This is a genomic window from Alteromonas sp. MmMcT2-2, from assembly GCF_022348305.1.
In the GTDB taxonomy this organism is placed as follows: Bacteria; Pseudomonadota; Gammaproteobacteria; order Enterobacterales; family Alteromonadaceae; genus Alteromonas; species Alteromonas macleodii.
The window spans coordinates 23,143-45,935 of record NZ_JAKRFA010000026.1 but is presented as its reverse complement, the minus strand read 5'-3'; the positions used below and the strand labels follow the sequence as shown (position 1 = coordinate 45,935).

The 22,793-nt window shown below is 44.2% G+C and carries 22 protein-coding genes; 11 read left to right on the top strand and 11 right to left on the bottom strand.

The window, feature by feature from the left end; translation table 11 throughout:
• The first annotated feature begins 2 nt into the window (after positions 1-2).
• The 3 genes from MHM99_RS14705 (at position 3) to MHM99_RS14695 (ending at position 3,497) form a co-directional block, all read left to right on the top strand.
• Complete coding sequence (locus MHM99_RS14705; RefSeq protein WP_239219999.1) at positions 3-1,613, top strand: histidine kinase; 1,611 nt, start codon at positions 3-5, stop codon at positions 1,611-1,613.
• Positions 1,614-1,843: 230 nt separating this feature from the next.
• Complete coding sequence (locus MHM99_RS14700; RefSeq protein ID WP_014948534.1) at positions 1,844-2,851, top strand: isocitrate dehydrogenase; 1,008 nt, start codon at positions 1,844-1,846, stop codon at positions 2,849-2,851.
• 331 nt (positions 2,852-3,182) lie between these two features.
• A complete protein-coding gene (locus tag MHM99_RS14695) occupies positions 3,183-3,497 on the top strand; it encodes a ComEA family DNA-binding protein (RefSeq protein ID WP_049585970.1) in 315 nt (104 codons plus the stop codon).
• A gap of 145 nt (positions 3,498-3,642) precedes the next feature.
• Here MHM99_RS14695 and galU read toward each other — a convergent pair whose 3' ends face one another.
• From galU to wecA, 4 genes are all read right to left on the bottom strand, one after another.
• Positions 3,643-4,536 (bottom strand): UTP--glucose-1-phosphate uridylyltransferase GalU, encoded by an 894-nt coding sequence (gene galU / locus MHM99_RS14690; protein WP_014975843.1) that lies wholly within the window; start codon positions 4,534-4,536, stop codon positions 3,643-3,645.
• Positions 4,537-4,797: 261 nt separating this feature from the next.
• A complete protein-coding gene (locus MHM99_RS14685; protein WP_239219998.1) occupies positions 4,798-5,694 on the bottom strand; it encodes a glycosyltransferase family 2 protein in 897 nt (298 codons plus the stop codon).
• Positions 5,691-6,578 (bottom strand): glycosyltransferase, encoded by an 888-nt coding sequence (locus tag MHM99_RS14680; RefSeq protein ID WP_239219997.1) that lies wholly within the window; start codon positions 6,576-6,578, stop codon positions 5,691-5,693. The genes MHM99_RS14685 and MHM99_RS14680 overlap by 4 nt, the downstream gene beginning before the upstream one ends.
• A 114-nt stretch (positions 6,579-6,692) precedes the next feature.
• On the bottom strand, positions 6,693-7,754 hold the full coding sequence (gene wecA, locus MHM99_RS14675) for a UDP-N-acetylglucosamine--undecaprenyl-phosphate N-acetylglucosaminephosphotransferase (protein ID WP_014948529.1): 1,062 nt from the start codon (positions 7,752-7,754) through the stop codon (positions 6,693-6,695).
• A gap of 562 nt (positions 7,755-8,316) precedes the next feature.
• On the opposite strand from wecA, the gene MHM99_RS14670 reads away from it, so the two are divergent.
• The 8 genes from MHM99_RS14670 (at position 8,317) to galE (ending at position 16,296) form a co-directional block, all read left to right on the top strand.
• Complete coding sequence (locus MHM99_RS14670) at positions 8,317-8,715, top strand: hypothetical protein (RefSeq protein ID WP_014948528.1); 399 nt, start codon at positions 8,317-8,319, stop codon at positions 8,713-8,715.
• A gap of 4 nt (positions 8,716-8,719) precedes the next feature.
• Complete coding sequence (locus tag MHM99_RS14665) at positions 8,720-10,552, top strand: polysaccharide biosynthesis/export family protein (RefSeq protein WP_014948527.1); 1,833 nt, start codon at positions 8,720-8,722, stop codon at positions 10,550-10,552.
• Positions 10,553-10,554: 2 nt separating this feature from the next.
• Complete coding sequence (locus MHM99_RS14660) at positions 10,555-11,334, top strand: ABC transporter permease (protein WP_014978534.1); 780 nt, start codon at positions 10,555-10,557, stop codon at positions 11,332-11,334.
• Positions 11,331-12,005 carry an ABC transporter ATP-binding protein gene (locus MHM99_RS14655; protein ID WP_239219996.1) on the top strand — a complete coding sequence of 225 codons (675 nt, stop codon included), beginning with the start codon at positions 11,331-11,333 and terminating at the stop codon, positions 12,003-12,005. Before MHM99_RS14660 ends, MHM99_RS14655 begins: the two co-directional genes overlap by 4 nt.
• A gap of 12 nt (positions 12,006-12,017) precedes the next feature.
• Positions 12,018-13,136, top strand: a complete 1,119-nt coding sequence (locus MHM99_RS14650; protein ID WP_239219995.1) for a capsule biosynthesis protein — start codon at positions 12,018-12,020, stop codon at positions 13,134-13,136.
• 217 nt (positions 13,137-13,353) lie between these two features.
• Positions 13,354-14,874 carry a peptide MFS transporter gene (locus MHM99_RS14645; RefSeq protein WP_239219986.1) on the top strand — a complete coding sequence of 507 codons (1,521 nt, stop codon included), beginning with the start codon at positions 13,354-13,356 and terminating at the stop codon, positions 14,872-14,874.
• A 100-nt stretch (positions 14,875-14,974) separates the two neighbouring features.
• Positions 14,975-15,277, top strand: coding sequence for a DUF6170 family protein (locus MHM99_RS14640; RefSeq protein ID WP_014975838.1), 303 nt, complete (start codon positions 14,975-14,977; stop codon positions 15,275-15,277).
• On the top strand, positions 15,274-16,296 hold the full coding sequence (gene galE, locus MHM99_RS14635; protein WP_239219984.1) for a UDP-glucose 4-epimerase GalE: 1,023 nt from the start codon (positions 15,274-15,276) through the stop codon (positions 16,294-16,296). The genes MHM99_RS14640 and galE overlap by 4 nt, the downstream gene beginning before the upstream one ends.
• 185 nt (positions 16,297-16,481) lie before the next feature.
• On the opposite strand, the gene MHM99_RS14630 is transcribed toward galE, so the two are convergent.
• From MHM99_RS14630 to ccmD, 7 genes are all read right to left on the bottom strand, one after another.
• Entirely contained in the window at positions 16,482-17,426 is a 945-nt protein-coding gene (locus MHM99_RS14630) for a phospholipid-binding lipoprotein MlaA (protein WP_014975836.1), read from the bottom strand.
• Between the two features lie 2 nt (positions 17,427-17,428).
• Complete coding sequence (ccmI, locus tag MHM99_RS14625; RefSeq protein WP_239219982.1) at positions 17,429-18,760, bottom strand: c-type cytochrome biogenesis protein CcmI; 1,332 nt, start codon at positions 18,758-18,760, stop codon at positions 17,429-17,431.
• Entirely contained in the window at positions 18,757-19,254 is a 498-nt protein-coding gene (locus tag MHM99_RS14620) for a cytochrome c-type biogenesis protein (RefSeq protein ID WP_239219980.1), read from the bottom strand. Before MHM99_RS14620 ends, ccmI begins: the two co-directional genes overlap by 4 nt.
• Entirely contained in the window at positions 19,251-19,952 is a 702-nt protein-coding gene (locus tag MHM99_RS14615) for a redoxin family protein (protein ID WP_239219978.1), read from the bottom strand. Before MHM99_RS14615 ends, MHM99_RS14620 begins: the two co-directional genes overlap by 4 nt.
• On the bottom strand, positions 19,952-22,009 hold the full coding sequence (locus MHM99_RS14610; RefSeq protein WP_239219976.1) for a heme lyase CcmF/NrfE family subunit: 2,058 nt from the start codon (positions 22,007-22,009) through the stop codon (positions 19,952-19,954). The genes MHM99_RS14615 and MHM99_RS14610 overlap by 1 nt, the downstream gene beginning before the upstream one ends.
• 3 nt (positions 22,010-22,012) lie before the next feature.
• The gene (ccmE, locus tag MHM99_RS14605; RefSeq protein ID WP_075176084.1) at positions 22,013-22,507 is read right to left on the bottom strand and encodes a cytochrome c maturation protein CcmE; all 495 of its coding nucleotides are present in this window, start codon (positions 22,505-22,507) and stop codon (positions 22,013-22,015) included.
• Positions 22,508-22,582: 75 nt separating this feature from the next.
• On the bottom strand, positions 22,583-22,792 hold the full coding sequence (gene ccmD / locus MHM99_RS14600) for a heme exporter protein CcmD (protein ID WP_014975830.1): 210 nt from the start codon (positions 22,790-22,792) through the stop codon (positions 22,583-22,585).
• Position 22,793: the final 1 nt, after the last annotated feature.

Sequence of the window (22,793 nt, the reverse complement as noted above, 5' to 3'; positions counted from 1 at the left end):
GAGTGAGCGACATCATTTCCACGCTTAAACGCCTGGTTCAGTTAGGTAACACTGAACTTTCTGTCGAGCAGCGTATAAACCATTGGTTGAAAATCGCTAAACGGATCCTGACCTTAGTAAACGCCAATCCAGCGCTTGCTGCAGCAACGTTACACATCGATAATGACCTTCCCAAAGATACTCAACATCTTTTATTATTGGCGCTGTTTGGCAAGCTTTGCCGATTAAACGACCACTATTTACAACATGTGCTTGCGTCTTTACTCGCATCCCTCTGGCTTTCAAGTAAAGGAACACCAAGCGACCAAACGGCCAATATCATTCGCTTTTTGCGTAAACACAATCTCTCGATTTGGCTGGATATCATTAAACTTCAAAAAGCATTTCGGTCAGACAAGCCCATTAACTACGTTGCAGACATTCGGCTTAATATGGTTCAAAGGCTTTGTCTCCTAGCAAATGTTTTCGCTACTAAAACAAAAAAAGCAGATTATCGTGAGGTTTTCACTCAGATCGTTTTACGCCTTCCAGCACATCATCGTCACCTTATTGCACCACTTATCAACCTATTTAATGGTGTGCTACCTGGCGCAAAGGTTTACGCAAACGGCGTACCGGGCGCGCTAGTCGACATTCAGCAAAATCACGGCTACGTATTTATGCTTAGTCAAGACGATGAAGATGGAAAGTGGCTGCCTCTATCGTCAATACGCTCTCCCATTTCACTATCAATGCCGTTTGAGCACTTTGTTGCTCTTTACACTGATACCGCCACTGCGAGAGTAAATCATGGCGGCACACCATTTTTACCTTCTACATTCGCAATTCAGCATCCCCCTAAAGCTCTTATAACTATTATCGATGAGCTGCAAAAGCGCGATGTAGATATTGAACAACTTTGCGAAAAAATTGAAAGCGTGCCCACGTTTAATCACTTTTTGATGCACACTGCGAGTCAGGACAACCGTCTTCAGCTTCCGGTTAAAAGCATTAAACAGGCGGTTTTGACCTACGGCATTGAACGTGTGGGTGACATGCTTATTCAATTTGCTCTGTTAGAACGGCTAACGCAAAACCAATTTCCACTGATGGGCATGTGCAAGCAATTAACTTTATTGGCTTGTTCATTTGCAAGCTATTTCGCACAACTCGCCGATTCGAAGTTTTCGCCGCAATCTGCCGCATTGACTATGACCTTTGTTTGTACTCCCTTGTTCACGCTACCAGGGTTTAAAGTGTCACGAGCATTACCCGTCGACCTCAGCAAAGCTGTGTCCATTAATAGCGCGTTCAAAGTCAAATCTGACACGCCTTGGCTAGCAATCGCTTCTGAACTTGCTGAAAGTTGGCATCAAAGCTCAACGTGGCGTGCTGTTATACACCAATGCAGTAAAGTAAGCACGGACGTTCCTAAATCACTTCAAAAAGAACAAGCAATTCTGGTGTTGAGCTTCGCTCTCGCCAAAGCGTGCTTATTTAATCAGGATATTTATTCATTACTTCAGGATATCAATATCAAAACACTTTTAAATATCCTAGGTATTCGACGAGATGATGTGGTAAACGCACTAAACGCCAATGGGTCGCTTTTGTTCTGTCCGCTTGCGCAGTAACGCCATTTACTCCTAAACATCGTACTCAGCTATTTAATTAATCTTTACGAATGGCTATAACTTGCGCCAGGTATCGTATAAAATACGGCAACTTTTGCAGTGCTTAACCCTTTTTCCCTACATTTTCCATTATAATAAGTAAGCAGGCAGAAATTGGCTCATAAACGCCAAGCTACAAATTGAATAAACCTAACGATTTTGACAACAGAATTACCAGAGGATCCCTCCACATGACTCAGCAACGTATTACAGTCATTCGCGGTGACGGCATTGGCCCGGACATTATCGATGCAACCACAAAAATTTTAGATAAGGTTGGCTGTGACTTTGCCTATGACTATGCCGATGCTGGCCTAGTCGCACTGGAAGAACATGGCGAGCTTCTACCTCAAGAAACTTTAGACCTAATCGCAAAAAACAAAGTTGCGCTTAAAGGTCCTTTAACGACCCCCGTTGGTGAAGGTTTTACTTCAATCAACGTTAGTCTTCGCAAGCAGTTCAAACTGTACGCAAACCTTCGTCCTGTGATGTCATTCAAAGGCACAAAAGCACGTTACGAAGACATCGATATCATTACCGTTCGTGAAAACACGCAAGGTATGTACTCTGGTCTTGGCCAAGTTGTATCAGAAGACGGTAACGAAGCTGAAGCAATGAGTAAGATCACTCGTGACGGCGCTGAAAAAATCGTTGTTTTTGCTTATGAATTAGCGCGCCGTGAAGGTCGTAAGAAAGTAACAGCTGTTCACAAAGCTAACATCCTTAAGTCAACATCAGGTCTTTTCCTTAAAGTAGCCCGTGAAGTTGGTGAGCGTTACCCTGACATCGAGTCAGCTGAAATGATCGTTGATAACTGCTGTATGCAGCTTGTGATGAACCCGCATCAGTTTGACGTTATCGTTACGACTAACCTTTTCGGTGACATTCTATCTGACCTATGTGCTGGTCTTGTTGGTGGTCTTGGTATGGCACCAGGTGCAAACATCGGTGAAGATTGTGCAATCTTCGAAGCCGTTCACGGTTCTGCACCAGACATTGCTGGTAAGAACTTAGCTAACCCGACGTCAGTAATCTTGGCAGCAGCGCAAATGCTTGAGTACCTAAACATGGGCGATAAAGCAGAGAAAATTCGCGCAGCACTAAAAGACGTTATCGAGTCTGGCGATCGCACAACACGTGACCTTGGTGGTGAAGCAGGTACAACCGAGTTCACTCAGGCGCTTCTTGACCGCCTATAAGCGTTTGAGCTTACACCTTTCAATTATTTCAAAACGGGCTTAATAGCCCGTTTTTTTTATGCCTCTATTAATCACTCCCCTGTTTTAAACTGTACTAAAACTGGACTACCGCTTTTCTCGTTCACCTTTATTATTTCCTTTGTACACGTTGAAGTGTGCTGAGCTTTGTAACTTGGTCACAACAGAAGACAGGAAATTTTTGAAGAGGCCTGCTCCGCTTGCATCTAGGTTACAAAAGTCAGCGCGCTTTGGTACATGACTTAAACCCATTTACTTAAATATTGCGCCGATAACGCTTTATGGCGCGCTTAGCAACATACAAGGAAAGATGATGAAAAAATTAATCTCAGGTTTACTCGTACTATCTGCACTAGCCATTCAAACGCCAGCGGTTCACGCTCAACCAGCGGATAGCGAAAATTCGCAAGCTAATGAAGGTACAAGCCAACAACAACGTATCGATTTAAACTCGGCGACCGTAGAGCAATTAATTACCCTACCCGGCGTTGGACAATCTAAAGCGAAAGCTATTATTAAATATCGTGAAGAAGTAGGCCCGTTTCTTGAGGTCGCACAATTAACTCAAGTGAAAGGTATCGGTGAAAAGATGCTTAATAAAATTGAAGGCTATGTACAGGTAAGATAGAAGGACTAAAGCGAAAAGGCGGTACGCTGGCTCCACACACAAAAAATGCGCCGCAAGGGCGCATTTTTAATCGTTTAAAGCTATTTAATTGCCTTAGGCCTGCTGTTCTTTCATCTACACTAAAGATCAACAAGCCCTAGTAAGACTATTTAACAACAGAAGCTAAGTATTCTTTAAATTCGTCGCCTAACGATGGGTGACGTAACGCATATTCAACGTTAGCTTTCATGTAACCCAACTTACTACCGCAATCGTGACTCTTACCTTTCATGTAGTAAGCATCAACTTGTTCAAGTTTCATCAATGCATCAATAGCATCAGTAAGCTGAACTTCACCACCTGCGCCTGGAGGCGTGAACTCTAACAGATCCCAGATTTTTTCTGACAGAACGTATCGGCCTACAACGGCAAGGTCAGAAGGTGCTTCGTCGCGAGGCGGCTTCTCAACCATTTTGTGAATCTTCGCTGACTCACCTGGCGCAATTGCCGCGCCGTCTAGGTCTGCGATACCAAATTTAGAGATATCTTCGTCTGGTACCTGCTCAACCATGACCTGACTTACTCGACTGGTGTTAAATTTGGCAACCATGTCTGCAAGGTTATCCTTCTTAGGATTACTTGCTGCATCATCAATAATGACGTCAGGTAGTACTACCGCAAACGGCGCATCGCCAATCAGAGGTCGAGCACAAAGTACTGCGTGACCAAGTCCATTAGCAACGCCTTGGCGAATATGCATGATAGTTACATCTTTTGGACAGATTGACTGAACTTCTTCTAACAGTTGGCGTTTTACACGCTTTTCTAGCGTGGCTTCTAGCTCAAAAGAGGTATCAAAGTGGTTTTCAATGCTGTTTTTACTCGCGTGCGTTACTAGGATAATTTCTTTTAGTCCTGCAGCAACACATTCGCTTACCACGTATTGGATCAATGGCTTATCAACCACTGGCAACATCTCTTTTGGAATAGCTTTCGTTGCTGGGAGCATTCTCGTCCCAAGGCCCGCTACAGGGATTACCGCTTTTTTAACCTGACTCATAGTTAATATCCTTTTTTAAAATCCTAAATACACGCCTAAGTCGACTTTCAGCCGTTTGTTATTCCTTAAGCTGAGATATATTCACTGTTGTTCGCAAGACTAATGCAATCGATGTTCCAATTACCTTTTTAGAGCGTCTGTGTATTGAAAAAGGGCAAAACAGCTCAAAACCACCGATAAAAGCACAAAATTAGGGATAAATAATATCTAATGCACCATAATAGTGAAAGCGTTTATGATTTGTCCTTCCTTTCCTACACATCAAGTGTCGCTTTTTTTCACACTACTTTTTGGAATTAGTGCATGCTCTATGGGGCCGGTTTTGCGTTTTAATCCATCTTTGAGTCCTGCCCACATGAAAGCGCCTCGCATTTTGCCTTGCTCAAAGCAATATCTGTTTACAAGATACCTCAGAGGTATTGCACAAACATGACGAAGTTTCCAATAAAGAGGTACGTAATGGCGGCGCGCTAAAATGAGTACGTTACGAAACTGATAGTAGAGCCTTATCGGTGCGCCCTGCTTGAATGTCACACCGCAAACTTTCACTCTATCATCGCCTTGTCGATGAGGCATACATGCACTGAGCGACTGATAGATAACCATGCCCTTGGCTCGAGCACGCCAGCACCATTCGTGATCAACGCCATCGATAAAGAGCTCATTTTCTTTTTCACCCACGCGTTCAAAAGTACGTTTGGAAATTAACATGCCTGAGGCAATGATTTGCTTTACTGTTTTTAACTTTTCGGAAACCTGCTTCCCTTTTTGCAGAACACCCTGATCGACACACTCTGAAAATTGGCAATAGATCGAAGGGCCTATGGCTGCAATTGGGGAACGTTGCTCAAGGTCTTGGAATTGCCTGACTAACTCAACGGCAATATCGGGAGAGAACAAGCTATCTTGATCAAGCAAAAAGGCGTAGTCGCTTCCCTCATTAAAGAGCACTTTCAAGCCGACATTCTGAGCGTGGGCGATACCAATATTTGAGGGGTAATGAAGATAAGTAACATCAGTTGTTAAAAGAGCCTGCTGAGGACTTGGAGAATTATCAACTAAGATGACGTTCCAGTCAGGGGCACAAAACGCATCGATGAGACTACGCACGTGCTCAACATCAGGATTAAATAGTATAACAACAACGCCGACGCTCAATGTTTACTAAACCTTTCCAGTAAATGTCTATCAAGTTTATAGGCAAGTTTAACCACTTTTCCAGGCATTAACCTCAATGCTAAAACACCACAAGCGTAAAAAAAGTTATAGGGTGAAAGTTGCTTTAATTTACCTATGGCATATAAACGTGCTCTGAACTCGTTGAGCGACTTACTTAAGCCTCGACGTTTATAAAAGTTATTAACTCGTCTGAACTTCAAAAGTCGATCTTTTAAGTTCCTAAAGATATACCCCTTAGACGCTAAGGTTATCCAGAAAAAATAGTCTTGTGTGTTTAACAAGTCACTGTCGTAACGATGCCCATCATTAAATACATTGTAACGAATAACTACTGTTGGATGGTTTAGCGAGCATCGTCTCGGCAAGATACGAACGATCTGCCTGTGCGAAGCGGGCATTACTCGCGCGCCAACTTTAACACCACTTTCGTTAACTTCTGTTAGCGCTGATCCTAATACAGAAATATTGCTGTGCTTTTTAAGGTAGGTGATTTGACGTAAAAGGCGGTTTTCTTCAGAAATATCATCCGCATCCATTCTTATGAAAAACGATGGGTTAAACTGCATACCGAAGTCAGCAACTGAGTTCATGCTACTTGCTAGCCCCACATTGTGACTATTCGACGCTATTATTACCCTGTCGTCTTTACTTGCTACATCCTCTAGTACGCGAGTTATTTTTTGAGGTACAGGTCCGTCGGCGACAATAACGAAAAGAAAATCTGTGTAAGACTGCTCAGTCATGCTTTCAATGGCTTCGCGAAGCCACTTCGCATTGTCAGCTTGGTAAACCGCCATAGCAATTATCGATTCGACATGCTGTTTTTTATTGTTATTTTGAAGAATAGAGAATTGATTTATCAAGAAATTTTACCAACGTAAAAAAGTAACAGAGAAAATAAAAGCGCCTTAACTGTGCGCTTTTATTTGTTGGCATGTTACAGAGATTTTACTAAGCCTGCCACGATTTTACTCAAACTATGCGGTTAATCGCTTCACAAAGCGCAGTACACTCCAAATATGTTGGATAACAAGACTGTACACAACGAGTAGCCCAATAAAGCCCCAGAACATGACGGCTTCAGCTACCTGATAGACTTCTCCTAATATACCGATTAAGCAATAACATGCTCCGAGCAAAAGGATAGCAACAAGTGACTTTCTACTGCTAAGCCCTGCACGCATAAAGATATTGTGAAGGTGCTGACGGTCAGGTTTGAGCATTGATTGCCCCTTCCGCGCACGGCGATACATGATCGCGGCCATGTCCATTAATGGAAGGCCGACTAACCACACCGCAGTAATGGGCCTAAATGCGGCAGCTTCACCTTGAGTGTGATCAACAAGCAACCATACGATAGTGAGCCCAACGAACATACTGCCCGCATCACCCATAAATATCTTATTGCCTTTAAACCCTTTCCAACTCAAATTAAAAGCAAGAAACGGAACAATAGCTGCAACGATGATAAGCGGCTCCATGATGGAGGCTCCGTTACCAGTAAAGATCAAAAAGCCCGCAACTGTTAATAGAATAACAAGGCTCATACCGCCGGCTAATCCATCAATACCGTCTATCATGTTAAACGCATTGATGACACCGACCACACAAATGATCGTAAAGAAATACCCACCTAGGTCGAGAAATACCTCACCTGTTCCGAAGATATTACCCAAAGATGTAATATAGTTTTGCGCGCTCCATGCCATGATCGCTGCAACACCAAATTGGCACATAAGGCGGCCTTTGGCACTCAGGTCAAAACGGTCATCCAACATACCAAGCAAGACAACAAATGCTGATGCGGTGAAAAACAGAGGATTGTTTTTCATCCACACATCTGTCGCGACGCTGGCAACAAGGACGGCCATAAAAATAGCCACACCACCTGTTAGAGGTACAATTCCGGCGTGACGTTTTCGCGCTGATGGTTGGTCAACTAAGCCAAATTGATGCGCTAAAGGCGTCATGACCACCAAAAGGATAAGGGCGACGAAAAATGCAGTAAAAAGCGGGACAAACTGCAAATAAGCTAGCATAAAACACACAACCTCGCGTTACCGACAAAAACACAGCTATTTGTAGTAGTTTCTGTCAATACACATGCAAATTTTGATAAAAAACTAAATGTTGCTTCCATTTATTTACAACTTCCATTTCTTCCAGCGCGATGAGGGCATCTTGTTATGAGTATGCGGATAGAAAACTTCGATATAATATAAAACATTTGTCTAAGTAACCACCCTTCATGCATAAATAACGTATCAAAACGTGTCAAAAACTCATTTGTTGCGAGAATTACCTTAATCACCGCTAAAAAGAGAACCTGTTGTGCGTCTTCTCGCCGCCTCTCTCGAACTATCTCAGCTTCTGTTGTAACGATTGAATAACTTCTTTATTCCTTTAACCTGTTAACTTACTCGTCTATTTCCAGTCTTTGCAATGCCAAAAACATATCGAGTTACACTATTGATATGAACTTGTCTTCTATATTGCGGTCTTGGTGAAGACTCAGACAATTCAGCAACTGCGATAGCGAACATGCTTTTTTTAAAACTTATGTTATCCTAGCGCGAAATTGCTATATGGATATGAAAGCTAATGTTCAAACAATTATCTCGTCTAATTTTACCTATCGTAGTTACGGTAGGCGTAGCTGGGTGTTCTAACACTCCTACCGCCACTAAGGCTGACATTCCTTTGGTGCATTCTTCTCTTGCTTATTCCCTTGCACCGGACAAAGAGCTTGCAATAAATATTCCAAAAGCCAACATTTATCATGATACGCAGGAATCATTTTCAATACGCTTCAATGGCCATCAATACGAGTCCTTGAAGCACTATATATCCGCCACAGGCAATAAATGTATCCGATTTTCTTTACAAGACGGTGAAACAGCGTCTTCTGATATTCAGCGTAAAATGACGACATGTCAGCGAAACGGTCAATGGCGAGTTATTACTCCCTTAGTAGCTTCGGCAACAGTGCAAGGTGAATAGATAAATGCAGTCAACCAGCATCAAAAAAACTTTAAAGCGCCTGACGCTAGCGGCTTGTGCAACGTCACTTCTTTTCGCTTATGTGGGCACTGCAAGCGCGCAAAGCGTGGAACAATTGCAGCAGTTAAGAGAAAGAGCTCAGCAGAGCCAGAGTAGCGGCATTGCTAATCAGTCCGTATCGCCATTGAGTATTTCAACCCAGCGAACGCTTCCAGGCGCTAGCAGTTCTGCGAATACCATGGGACAGTTTTCAACCCAGCCTCGTAATGGCGTAAACTTACCTGGCGAGCCAACTATTGATACTGTTTTTCCTGCGCAAGCGCCTATGGAAAACCCACCTTTTGCAGCCAACTTATTTATTGGTGGATTTGAGTCAGAACGCAGCACAGGTCTTAATGATAACTATCTCGTTGCACCGGGCGATAAAATTTCAATATGGCTGTGGGGGGCGGTTAACTTTTCTGACGTAGTAACCGTTGATAATCAAGGCAATATTTTTATTCCTAACATTGGTCCTATCCGTGTTGCAAATACACCTGCTGGCAGTGTAAATCAAACCGTTACTGCAAAAATCAGACAGGTTTATACAAACGATGTAAATGTTTACGTTAACCTTCTTACATCAACGCCCGTGTCAATTTTCGTTTCTGGCCCGGTGCTAAGACCTGGTCAATATGCAGGCCTCGCCTCAGATAGCGTGCTGTATTACCTAAAACGCGCTGGTGGTATTGATTTTCAGCGCGGAAGTTTTAGGCAGATAGACGTAGTGCGCAATGGTAAAGTAGTCGCTACTGCCGATTTATATGCATTTTTCAGAAATGGTAAGTTGCCTCAGATGTCGTTTAAAGATGGCGATACCATATTAGTGCACCCAATTGGCAACACTATTGTCGTTGAAACAGGCGCTCGAAATAGCTTCACCTTTGAGTTTCTTAACGAAGAATTGAACGGCGGCGTGGTGAATTACTTTGCGCGACCAGGTGAGTTTTCCTCCCATGCTTCGGTATCTGGTATTCGAAATAACAAACAGTTTGCTCGCTACTTGAGTTTGGATGAATTTGCTTCACTTGAACTAAGTGCAGGTGACACGGTTGAATACCTTGCTGACCACGAGCCCCAAATCTATCGCATTAATGTGGCTGGCGCATTTGCTGGCGCATCTCAGATTATGGTTGATAAAGGCACACGCCTTATCGATGTACTAGATCACATCGAAGCAGATACAGCCCTTTCTGATACCCAGAATATTTATCTGTTAAGAGAAAGCGTTGCTGTAAAGCAAAAAGAAATCATCGAAGAAGGTCTTCAGCGTCTTGAGCGGAGCATGTATACCGCTCCCATTAGCTCGACGGGTGAAGGAGCCATCCGTGCCCAAGAAGCTCAGCTTGTCGCTGACTTTATCGCACGTGCTCGCCAGATTGAGCCTCAAGGCAGAGTCGTAGTTTCTGAAAATGGTGATATCGCAAATATTCTGCTAGAACCGAATGACACTATTGTCATCCCAGAGGTAACTGACTTAGTGCACGTAGGTGGTGAAGTGTTACTTCCTCAGTCAGTAGTCTTTAACCCAGAAGCCACGACTGAAGATTATGTTGCTTGGGCCGGCGGATTCACTGAACGTGCTGAAGACGAACGAATCCTTATTGTTCGTAAAAATGGTAATGTTACCTTTACTAGCATCAACAGCTCATTCCTAGCTAGCAACGATAGTAAGTTAGAACCAGGTGATCAGATCATCGTCTTGCCTGCTATCGATACCAAGCTATTGCAAGCGGTTAAAGACATTACTCAGATTGTTTATCAGATTGCTATTGCAGCCAACGTAGCTACTAACTAAACATGGTAACGTTTAAAGACCAGCTCTACGCATGGAGAGGCGTGATATTCGCGCTTTTCCTGCGCGAGCTTCAAAGTAAATTTAACGATAAATTTGGCTTAGGCTGGGCATTTTTAGAGCCTTTTGCCTTTATCTTCGCGCTGTCATACCTTCGTGGACTGATCAGCGGCGATGATATCCACTCTATTCCTCTTTTTCTGTTTATGATGATCGGTATGGTCGGGCTGCAGTCTTTGACTACATGCCTCCAGTCAGTATCAACTTCTGTGCGCAGAAATAAGCCGCTCTATGCGTTCAGACAGGTTCAACCTATTTCAGCGATACTCACAGCGGGCTTCCTCGAGTTTTCAGTAAAGGTAGTGGTTGTCGCATTACTATGTCTTGCGCTTTACCTGATGGGCGAGACCTTTACGGTAAATGACCCGTTGCTGCTGATATCTCTGTTTCTTCTTTTGTGGGTATTTTCAATATCCATAGGGATGATTTTTGCTATCGCTGCCGCATTCGTGCCGGAAGTGGATAAGATAAAATCAATGCTTACCCGCCCATTAATGTTTATTTCATGCGTTTTTTTCAGTCTTCAAGATCTGCCTGAAGAGTATTGGCCTTACTTAACGTGGAATCCTCTTGTTCATTTCAATGAACTCGCCCGTTACGCTTGTTTCGAATCCTATGGAACAAAGGGCGTATCCCTTGGCTTTCTAATTGAGATTACCATTATTTTTCTCTTCCTAAGCCTTTCGATGTATCACATCACATGGAAGAAGGTGTTGTCTCGATGATAAGAATTGAGAATTTAACAAAGAGTTACCCCAGTAAAATGGGCCCTCAATATATTTTCAAAAATTTGAATTTTGATTTTCCTACGGAAAATAACGTCGCAATTTTAGGTAAAAATGGCGCCGGTAAGTCGACTCTTTTCCGGATGCTAGCCAAAAGCGAATACCCAGACAAAGGCCGAGTTTTAACGAATAAATCCATGTCGTGGCCGGTTGCCCTTCAAACAGGTGTACACCCGCAAATGACAGGGCGTGAAAATACGCGTTTTGTGGGCCGAATTAACAACGTCAAATCGCTTCCAGAATACGAAGAGCGAGTGCAAGAGTTTGCAGAGTTAGGTAAACGCTTCGACCTTCCCGTGCGCACATACTCCTCAGGTATGCGCGCCAAACTCGTATTTGCGTGCTGCATGAATATTAATTTTGATATTTACCTTATCGATGAAGCGACATCTGTAGGCGATCCGCTTTTTAGAAAAAAAGCGCGTTTATCGCTAAAAGAAAAAAGTGAACAAGCGGGCGTTATCATGGTTAGCCATGAACTAGACCAAATCCGCGAGTTCTGTACGTCTGCCGTTATCATAGATGAAGGCAAACTTACTTATTATCACGATCTCGAAGAAGGCATCGACGTTTATACGCAGGATGCAAACAATAAGAAATCACTTAAATAGGTTCAAATCACAGTGGAAAAATCTCTTACACAGCTCAATGCCCTTCTCAGCAAACACAAAATGCTGTTGCTTGTACTTCCATGGGTGCTTTACGCCCTATACCTTGTTTTATGGGCTGCACCACAATATGAAAGTAAAAGCCAACTTATTATTAAATCAAGTGACGGCGGCAGCAGCTTCGACCCCTCATCTCTCTTGATGGCAGCTGGTGTTTCTGGTGCATCCGGCGGTACGGAAAGTCAGCTTGTAGAAGCGTATATTCAGTCTGCAGATATGATTAAGTATCTCGATGAAACTATTGGCCTTCGAGATCATTACATGTCAGACAAAGCCGATTTGTTTAGCGGCCTGTCATCTTCACACAAGCAAGAGGACTTTTATCAGTTTTATCTTAACCATATTGAAGTTAGCGTGGACTCGGCATCTTCTGTCATCACTTTGCGAACCCGCGCTTTCGACGCTGAATATGCCCAAATAATAAACCAAGCTATTGTTGATAAAGCGGAAGAGTTTATTAATAACATCAATAACAACTTGGCTAAATCCAAGCTTACGTTTGCCAAGGGTGAACACGAGATTGTTGAACAAAAGCTGCAACAAGCAAAAACTGAAATTTTAGGCTTCCAATCTAAATACAACGTGCTCGACCCTACTGCTGAAGGTGCAGCGTTTCAGCAGATCGCTTTTTCATTAGAAGCGACCCTTGCCCAGAAAAAAGCTGAGCTAAGCACGATGTCTACTATGATGTCTAATGTCGCACCTGAAGTGATTAACATTAAGCGTGAAATAGCTGCACTACAAAAAGAAGTAGAAAAGCAAAAAGAGCGTATCAGTACCGCTGAAGGAGAAAGTGAAGCCCTGTCAGTCAGTGAATTAATGGCGCAATACAGTAACCTTCAGGTGCAGCTTCAATTGGCTATTCAAGCGTACTCTTCATCGCTTATTACACTAGAAAACGCGCGCGTAGAGGCATACCAAAAACTGCAACACTTGGTAACCGTAGAATCACCTACCCTTCCGGATGATAATGCTTACCCCACGGTTATCTATAACCTTGTTCTTTTTGGTGTGTCATTGCTGCTTATTTATGGAATAGTACGAATTGTAGTAGCTACTATCCGCGAGCTTTAGTGCCTCCATCTGTTTAGCAAGCCAACAGTTTAATCGACTAAGTCGCTCAAGACTTAGTCGGTTGACACCGCTTTAATGAAGTTTATCGTCCAAATCTTGTGTCTTTAAGCAAGCTCTAGTATAAGAAGCTATCCGCCTTACGGACTACTATCAAAGAGCCTATCCTATAAGTGCTCTACAATAACAACCATAAGCAATATGGAATTAAAATATAATTATGAAACCATCTAACGATACTAGCTTTTTCGGCCATCCAGGGGGCCTAAGAACGCTATTCTTTACAGAAATGTGGGAGCGCATGAGTTACTACGGTATGCGCGCGCTACTTGTTCTTTTCATGACCGCGAGCTTACAAACGCAGGGCTTGGGCTTTACTGTTGCAACCGCTGGCGCAATCTACGGCCTATACACAGGTGCGGTATATTTCCTAGGTTTACCGGGCGGGTGGTTAGCGGACCGCTTAATCGGTGGTAAAAACGCCGTATGGTATGGCGGTATTATCATCTTCGCAGGCCACGTGGTACTCGCCATAGACTTGCAAAACCTTTTCTTCGTGGGCCTTATCCTTGTTGCTTCGGGCACAGGCTTACTTAAACCCAATATTTCTGCGATGGTTGGTCAACAATATGGCGAGGATGATGGCCGTCGTGACAGTGGCTATGCGCTGTATTACATGGGTATTAACATTGGCTCTCTTATCGCCTACCTAGTGACTGGTTATTTACAGGAAAATTGGGGCTGGCACTATGCATTTGGTGCAGCTGCCGTCGGTATGGCAATCGGCCTAATTCAATATTACTTCAGCAACCGTTCGTTATCGGCGGATTCTGTTGCTCCTGCAAACCCTTATAAAGGTGCGGCCAAACAGCGCGCATGGATGGGCGTATGGGCAGTGATTGCACTTTCTGTTGTGGTAATTGTGCTTGCACACATGGGCACTATAGTTATTGAGCCAGTTGCCCTTGCTCAGCAAGTTGCCGTTGCTTTTACGGTCATCTTCTTCCTTTATTTCGGCTTTATTTATTTTAAAGGCCAACTAAGCGACAACGAAAAGAAGCGTATGTGGGCGCTGTTCTTAGTATGTGTTGCGTCAGCGTGTTTCTGGTCTGGTTTCGAACAGGCTGGCTCTTCGCTCAACCTATTCGCTCAGAACTATACCGACCGCGTACTTGAAAGCGGCTCGCTACTTACCTCTTGGTTCGGGATGGACGCTATCCCAACAGTATGGTTCCAGCTTTCGAACTCGCTATTTATAATCATCCTGTCGCCTTTCTTCGCTGCCCTTTGGATTAACCTTGCGAAACGAATGATCGACCCGTCGTACACGATTAAGTGTGCCGTAGGTATCGTTATTATGGCGTCGGGCTTCTTGGTAATGTTTATGGCGTCGCAGTACGCTGCACAAGGCCTTAAAGTTGCGCCTATGTGGTTGGTTACTACCTACTTCTTACACACTGTTGGTGAGCTGTGCCTAAGCCCAGTTGCACTAAGTGCAGTAAGTAAGCTATCACCTAAGCGTTTCGCAGGGCAAATGATGGGGGTATTCGTACTGACTTACTCTATTGGTAACATTATTGCTGGCTTACTTTCAGGTAACTTCGACCCAGAAAACGTAGAGCAAATGCCAGACCTGTACCTTCAAATTGCCCTATTTAGCATCGCCATTGCCATCGTGATTGGTTTAATGAGCTTTAAATCTCGTTTCTGGGAAAGAGCAGGTATTGAACAAAAAGCGTAATTTATTGTTAGCATGTTTTAAGTGCTGACCAATTACCCTACAATAACCGCCGCAACGTAACGTTCCGGCGGTTTTTTATTAAGGGCATTTACATAAACCTATGAAGTTTTATTTTTCTACCAGAGACATTCCTGCCTTAAAAGGTCTTCCACTGACAGAGCGCGTTAAGTTGCTTGATCAAGCCGCAAAGCGGCTATCTGTCCCTGAGAAGACTTTACTGAATGTGCTAAAGTTACTCGTCATTGTCCCCGTATTCGCATTTATTCTTCAAACCGCGTCAAATTGGACCTCGTTACTGTGGGCTTTTGTGGTATTTTTAATTTATCCATTGGTTGTAAAACCTATTCAATATTCCATCTGCGCTAAATACATTGCGCAACCGTCTAGCAAGGAGAATGCATGAAGACCATCTTAGTCACTGGTGGTGCAGGCTATATAGGTAGTCACACAGTTTTACAGTTACTTGAACAAAACTACGGTGTTGTAGTGCTGGATAACCTTGCAAACGCAAGTGCTGAATCACTTCGTCGCGTAGAAGCGTTAACAGGCAAGTCGGTTACTTTTGTTCAAGGTGACATTCGCGATACCGCCGTGTTAGATGACATATTCAGCGAGCATAACATTTATGCCGTTATTCACTTTGCCGGTTTAAAAGCCGTCGGCGAGTCTGTGCAAAAGCCACTTTCATACTATGAAAACAACGTGTACGGCACGCTAACGCTATGTAAAGCTATGCAGAAGCACAATGTAAAGAATATTGTGTTTAGCTCATCTGCAACGGTTTACGGCGATCCAGCATCGCTACCGCTACGTGAAGATATGGCCACTGGCAACCCGACAAACCCTTATGGTATGTCGAAGCTTATGGTTGAGCACATGCTTAGCGATCTTTACGTATCGGACAACGAGTGGAACATTGTATTGCTTCGCTACTTCAATCCCGTTGGCGCACACGAATCTGGCCAGATCGGTGAAGATCCGAACGGTATTCCGAACAACTTAATGCCCTATATCTCTCAGGTTGCTACCGGTAAGCTAGAGCAGCTAAGCGTGTTCGGTGACGACTACGATACCGTTGATGGCACCGGCGTTCGCGACTATATCCATGTTGTTGACCTTGCCAATGGTCACTTGAAAGCACTTGATCGTTTAAACCTTAACATGGGCTTAGACAAATACAATCTGGGTACAGGTCAGGGCTATTCAGTCATCGAAATGATCAAAGCTTTCGAAAAAGGCTCGGGTAGAACCGTATCCTATAAGATTGCACCGCGTAGAAGCGGCGATGTGGCAGCCTGTTATGCCGACCCAACAAAAGCTGCTACAGAGCTTAACTGGCATGCAGAAAAAGGCTTGGAAGACATGTGTGCCGACACATGGAACTGGCAGTCACAAAACCCGATGGGCTATCCAAAGGATTAGCTTTTCGTTTGAACGCTGCCAATAGGCTTGTTCACATACCTAGAACTAAAAAGCCATGCTGTTGAGCATGGCTTTTTTTGTGCGGGCATTTATAGCTAGAGTGACGTTGAAGTTGAGGTTAGATAACAATAACTAAACCCTGCCCCCGAACTTTATCCAACATCGTTTTAAGTATTACTCTTTCTCTATTTGCCGTCTTTCGACTTGGCGTCTTTTTCTTTTAGCTTAGCTTTCTCACTGTCATCAACTGATGTATCTTCTGAATCTGTCGACTCATCAACACCTTCTTCCGACGTTTCTTCATAGCTATCAAAGTCATTGCCTTCCAACATTGCTTCAAAATCAGCAAAGTCATCTAGCTGCTCATCATCAATGGCTTTATCGCCGCTTTTACCGTCGGTAACGCGAAACTCCAAGTTTTCAAAGTAAGCATTTTTCACAAAAGCATAGTCATCAACAGACTGCTCAAGCTGCGCTTCTTGATCAAGTAATTGAGCTCGTGTTTCAAGTACCGAAATGCCAATACGCGCTAAGTTTACAGACCCTTCGAGTAACGACATTGGAAACGCAAAACCGTCAACATAATCACCGGTGAAGCTTCGCGGATCGCTTGGGCCTAAAAAGGGCAGCATTAAGAAAGGCCCAGTATCTAATCCCCACACAGCCAGAGTTTCACCAAACTGCTCGCGTTTACGCTCAATGCCAATTTTTGACGCAACGTCAAAAGTGCCAACTAACCCTACCGTGGTGTTAATTAAAAAACGAGCCAAGCTATCTAATCCATCATCAACCTTGCCTTGAAACATATTATTCAAAAAGTTCGCAGGCTCTTGTAGGTTGTCCGTGATGTTCACCAAACCAGTTCGCGCAGGCTGAGGCATCACAGTCACGTAGGTAACGGTTATTGGGCGTAAGATGTAGGCATCCAACACATCCCAGTTAAAGTCCCAGATTTCACGGTTAACCGGCTCGAACGGGTCACGGGGGTCTGAAGTATCCACTACTGGTGCGTTCGACCCAGTGTCTTGAGAATACGCTTTAGCTTGATCTTGCGTATGGTTACTTGCACAGCCACCTAAAAGACTTGCGGCAATAATCAACCCGGTTGCGAGTGATTTAGACAGTTCCATACTTATAATTCCTTATCAATAATAACGCTTAGTGAAGATATTTCGTTGGCAGTAACGCTTGCACTCACACTGCCTTGCCATTCGCCTTTTGAAACTGCCACATTACCATCTTTGGATAGTCTTGCGGTAACCATCACATCAGAAAGTGTGGCCAGCGTGAATTGTGGCATCATTGCGTTCTCTGTGGTTAGAGTAACGGATACGGGGAAGTCATCTATCGGCAGTTTAACCACAGCAGCAGGCATTTTGTTGTCAGAGTTCGCATCTTGAGCGAACACTATCAAGAAACCATCTTTAGGCGCTTTCATGTAAGCGTCGTCAGATAAATTCACCGTAATATTAAAGCCGGTTTGTGCTTCGCTGCTATCACTTTGAGCTTCGCTACTAGTATTTTTCGCTTCGCTACTGGCATTTTGCGCTGTTGGTGTATCAGTAATTTCAGCAGCTGTATTTTGTAGCGCTGCCATTTCACTGGTATTCCCTTGTAGCTCTTTTATACGCGCAACTAAACGCTGCGCCATGTCGCTATCTGCTGGTAACTTACCTTCAACTTGCTTATAAAAACGCTGAGTATTTTCAAGATCGCCAAGCTGAGCAGAGACCACCGCCATCATCAGCGCAAGATTATCATTCGCTGGATTGTCGTTTAGCAAGCCTAATAAGATAGATTGTGCACGTTCTAAGTTGTTTACATCCCCTGTGGTCATTAAGGCTTGAGCAAGCGTAATGCGATTAGCAGAGTTAGATGGCGCCAAACTCACCGCTTTATCAATAGCTTCAATGGCCTGTACTTCTTGGCCAATACTCAGCATCAATCTGCCAAAATACATCCATCCTGTGTCGTCTTCGGGCTCTTCTCTCAAACGCTGGCGTATAGCAAGAGCAAGGCTAGCAATGCCTTGTTGAGTCAGGTTATTCGCATTACCGCTAGCAAGCTGTTTACTCAACTCGGGCAGCGCTTCAATAGCTTGGGCTGCCTGGGCAACACGACCCATTTGGTTTACCTGCGCATATACAATTACTCCGCAGGCTATCGCAAGCACGGCGCCAATCGCGAGCGGAAGTTTTGCATTACCCGTTTTATGAGATTGAAATGCGCTTTCATCTACCAGCGCTAGTTTTAGTTCGTCAACGGCTTGGCGCTTATCGTGCTCGCTAATGAGCCCTTCTTGCACTTCACGGTCGAGCTCTGCAAGGCGCTGCTTAACAATTTGCGTATTGCTTAAACTGTCTTGCTTTGCGTGATTTTTGTTACGCAGCCATGGGAAAGCGACAATTAGTAGAACAAGCGTAATTAAGCCTGAAACAATAATATAAAACTCAGACCAACTCATTCTTTCTCTCGCTCCAACATTTCATCTGCTTTAGCTAACTTAGCGGCCATATCTTCTGGTGGTGTTACCGATTTGCGGCGAATCACCACAATTAGGGCAATAAAAATAAACAAAACAGGGCCAGCCCAAAGCCACAAGGTCGCAGCTGTAACTGGCGGTTGATAATGCACAAAATCGCCATAGCGCGACTTCATAAAATCAATCACCTCCTGCTCTGTTTTGCCTTGTTTTAACAACGCGTAAACTTTTCGGCGCATGTCATGGGCAATCATGGCGTCGCTATCAGCAATATTCTGGTTTTGACACATAGGACATCGTAATTCTGCGGTAAGCTTTAAAAAGCTTTCGCGCTGAGCTGGCGTGTCGAAAGAAAACTTATCTTCAGCCGCACTTACTGAAAAAGCGCTAAACACAAACATCAGTGCGAAAACGTTAAGCGCAATGGCTCTAGCGTTTGCGAATCTGTGGATAGAGGTCGTCAACAACATAATCATTCCCCTCCCTGTGCAGTTGCGGAGCTCTGATTATTCTTTTCATTAAGCGTGTTCGACAATGTAGGCTCTGAGGCCATCACTGCATCTACATCTACCTTTTTGTCATTACCTGTTTTGCCAGACGCTTCTGCCACCAGCTTGGTATATAACGGGCCAACTTTGGAGTTCCACACCCGCTCGTTAATATCGCCTATGTGGTGCATACGAATAACGCCTTCAGCGTCGATAACAAAGTGTTCTGGCGCTCCTGTGACTCCAAGGTCGAGCGACGTATCGCGATAGACATCAAAAATATTATACGCGTAAGGGTTACCGTAACGGCTGAGCATGTCGGTAACTTCTTGCTGAACACGGCTCAGTGTTTTTGTGCCAAAGTCTGGGTCTAAGTCCTGATCAAAATACAAACCCACAATGTGAACGTTTTGTTCGTTCTTTAGCTGAGTTAGGTACGGCATCTCAACAGCGCAGGTCACGCACCATACACCCCATACATTTAATATGGTTACCTTGCCCTTTAAATCTTCAGGCGTATAGGTCACCTCTGGCTTCATCAGGTCTGGCAGAGAGAATGCAGGTAACGTCTTATCCTGAACCTGAGAATCTAACTCTCTGGGGTCAGAAAAAAGCCCTTTAAACAGAAAAATGACCAGCAAAGAAAACAACACTAACGGAATAGCAACGAGTGGTGCTTTTTTCATTATGCGCCTCCTTTCACTGACGCATTTGATGGAGTGGATACTTGACCATGAGATTGCTCAGCGTCGCTTTCACCTTTCCCACCAAATACACGTTTTATCTTTTTTACTTTAGCCATACGGTAACGTTTGTCGCTAATAGAGAAGATACCGCCTATAGCCATAACCACTGCGCCCGCCCATAGCCAGATCACAAATGGCTTAATATAAATACGGATGGCCCATGCGCCATTGTCTAAAGGCTCGCCCATAGCGATAAATAAATCTCTTATAGGATTTGAGTGAATAGCGGCTTCAGTCATCGGCATACGCTGTACGATATACAAACGCTTTTCTGGCTCTAGATGCGCGATCAATTCACCGTCTTGATAAACATCGAATACGCCTTTGTCCGCCTCAAAGTTCGGACCTTGAACTTTGACGACATCTCTAAAGCTAAAGTCATAATCGCCAAGAGAAACGGTATCGCCGATGTCCATGCGAACATCCCGCTCCATTTCGTAGTTTGAAACAAGGGTAATACCGATAATGCAGATAGCAAAACCCACATGGCCCAGCACCATTCCCCAGTGACTTGGCGTAAGCTTGCGAAGTTTAACTAGCACCGATGCATTATCACTGTTACCTGATGGCATAGCCGATAAGCGCTGCATCACCTCTTGCACCGTAGTAACGAGGATCCAAAACACTAATATCATGCCTAAAACGCCCATATAGGTTGGTTCATCATAGGCAAAGTTAACTAGTACACCGGCACATAGCGCAATACCGCCAGCGATTAATAGCTGTTTTTGTAATTCACTGGCTTTTTGCTGTTTCCAGCGCGTAAGCGGGCCAAGACCGAGCATTAGTACGAATGGCACAATCAATAACGTGAACATTTGATTGAAGAACGGAGCGCCTACCGAAATACTGCCTAGACCTAACTCTTTATGTACAAGAGGCAGTAGTGTACCCAACAATACAACCAGTGTTGCTGCGCACAAAAATACATTGTTACCCATTAACAACACTTCACGGGAAAACGCTTGATAGCGGCCTGGGCTTTTAAGTGAAGCAGCACGCATAGCATAGAGCAGTAAACCAAAGCCACTAAGTACAATCAATATTCCTAGTATAAATAAGCCTCGGGTAGGATCGCTTGCAAACGAGTGCACCGAAACAATTACCCCTGAACGTACTAAGAAGGTGCCAAGTAAACTCAAACTAAATGCGGCAATAGCAAGCAGTACGGTCCACGACTTAAACGCCTTACGCTTTTCGGTAACGGCTAACGAGTGCATTAGCGCAGTACCAACCAGCCAAGGCATAAACGAGGCGTTCTCGACTGGATCCCAGAACCACCAGCCACCCCAGCCAAGTTCGTAATACGCCCACCAGCTACCTAGCGCAATACCCACGGTAAGAAAAGCCCAGGCAGAAATGACCCAAGGCCTTGACCAGCGTGCCCAGGTTGAGTCTAGCTGCCCTGAAATTAGTGCTGAAATTGCAAAAGCAAACGCGACAGAAAAGCCAACATAACCCATGTAAAGCATAGGCGGGTGAATGATCATGCCAAAATCTTGCAGCAGCGGATTAAGATCTCGCCCATCGACCGGGAAAAATGGCAGCATGCTGTTAAACGGGTTTGAGGTAAGCAGCATGAATAAGTAAAAACCGATGCCCACCATTCCCAATACCGACAGCACCCGTGCGACCATAGCAAGAGGAATACCCTTGCTGAATATCGCCACTGCTACTGTCCATATGGAAAGCATCAACACCCACAGCAGAAATGAGCCTTCGTGGCCGCCCCACACAGCGGTAATTTTATAATAAATGGGAAGTCGACTATTTGAGTGCTGGGCAACATAGGCCACACTGAAATCGTCAGTCACAAAGGCGTAGGTTAAGCATACATAGGCAATAAGCGTGAAGGTAAATAAGCCAATTGCCAGTGGTTTGGCCGTTGCCATTAACGCTTCGTGCTGACGGTGAGCCCCCCAAAGCGGATAAACGGCCAATAATATAGAGAGCACTAGCGCAAGAGTGAGCGCAATATTTCCAATCTCTGGTACCATTATTTAATTGCCTCCGCTGCCGGTAGTCGACTCGTAGGATGGCATGTTTTCAGGTTTAACGTGCTTAATGCCCTTCATTTTTTCAGCTAGCTCAGGCGGCATGTATTCTTCATCGTGCTTAGCCAGCACTTCCTGCGCTTTAATGCTGCTTGCACCAGTGAGTACTCCTGTTGCCACAATGCCCTGACCTTCGCGGAACAAATCAGGCAGGATACCGGTATAAGTCACGGTAACCGTTGGGCCAGTATCGATAAGGTCAAAGCTCACCGCTAAGCTTTCTTGATCCCTTTTCACACTGCCAGGTACCACCATACCGCCTATACGAAGACGCTGGCCAACCTGCGGTTTCTGGCCGTTTTTACCTTCAATGATTTCGCTTGGCGTATAGAAAAGGTCAATACTGTCGTTTAGGGCGTAAAGCATCAATCCAATTGCACTTACTATTAAAAAACCGATAATTCCCACTACGGCTAGTCGCTGCTTTCGTCTCGGGTTCATGCAACTCTCACTTCGAAAAAACTAATAAACGATAAAAACGCAAATGAATGCTAAGTTCACTTTTCACATTAACACTTAGGTGTTGTCTTGCTGTTGCTGTCGCGCTTTTTTAATACGTGCTTTGCGTTCTTTTTCCACCACTACCTGCTTTAACAGGTCGCGATGTTTACTAAAACTCTGAATAGCGATAATGCCCATTGCTAAGAACGTAACGCCAAACGAAAGCCATACATAAAATGCATAGCCTCCCATATTTAAAAAATCGGCAAAGGATTCAAACTGCATC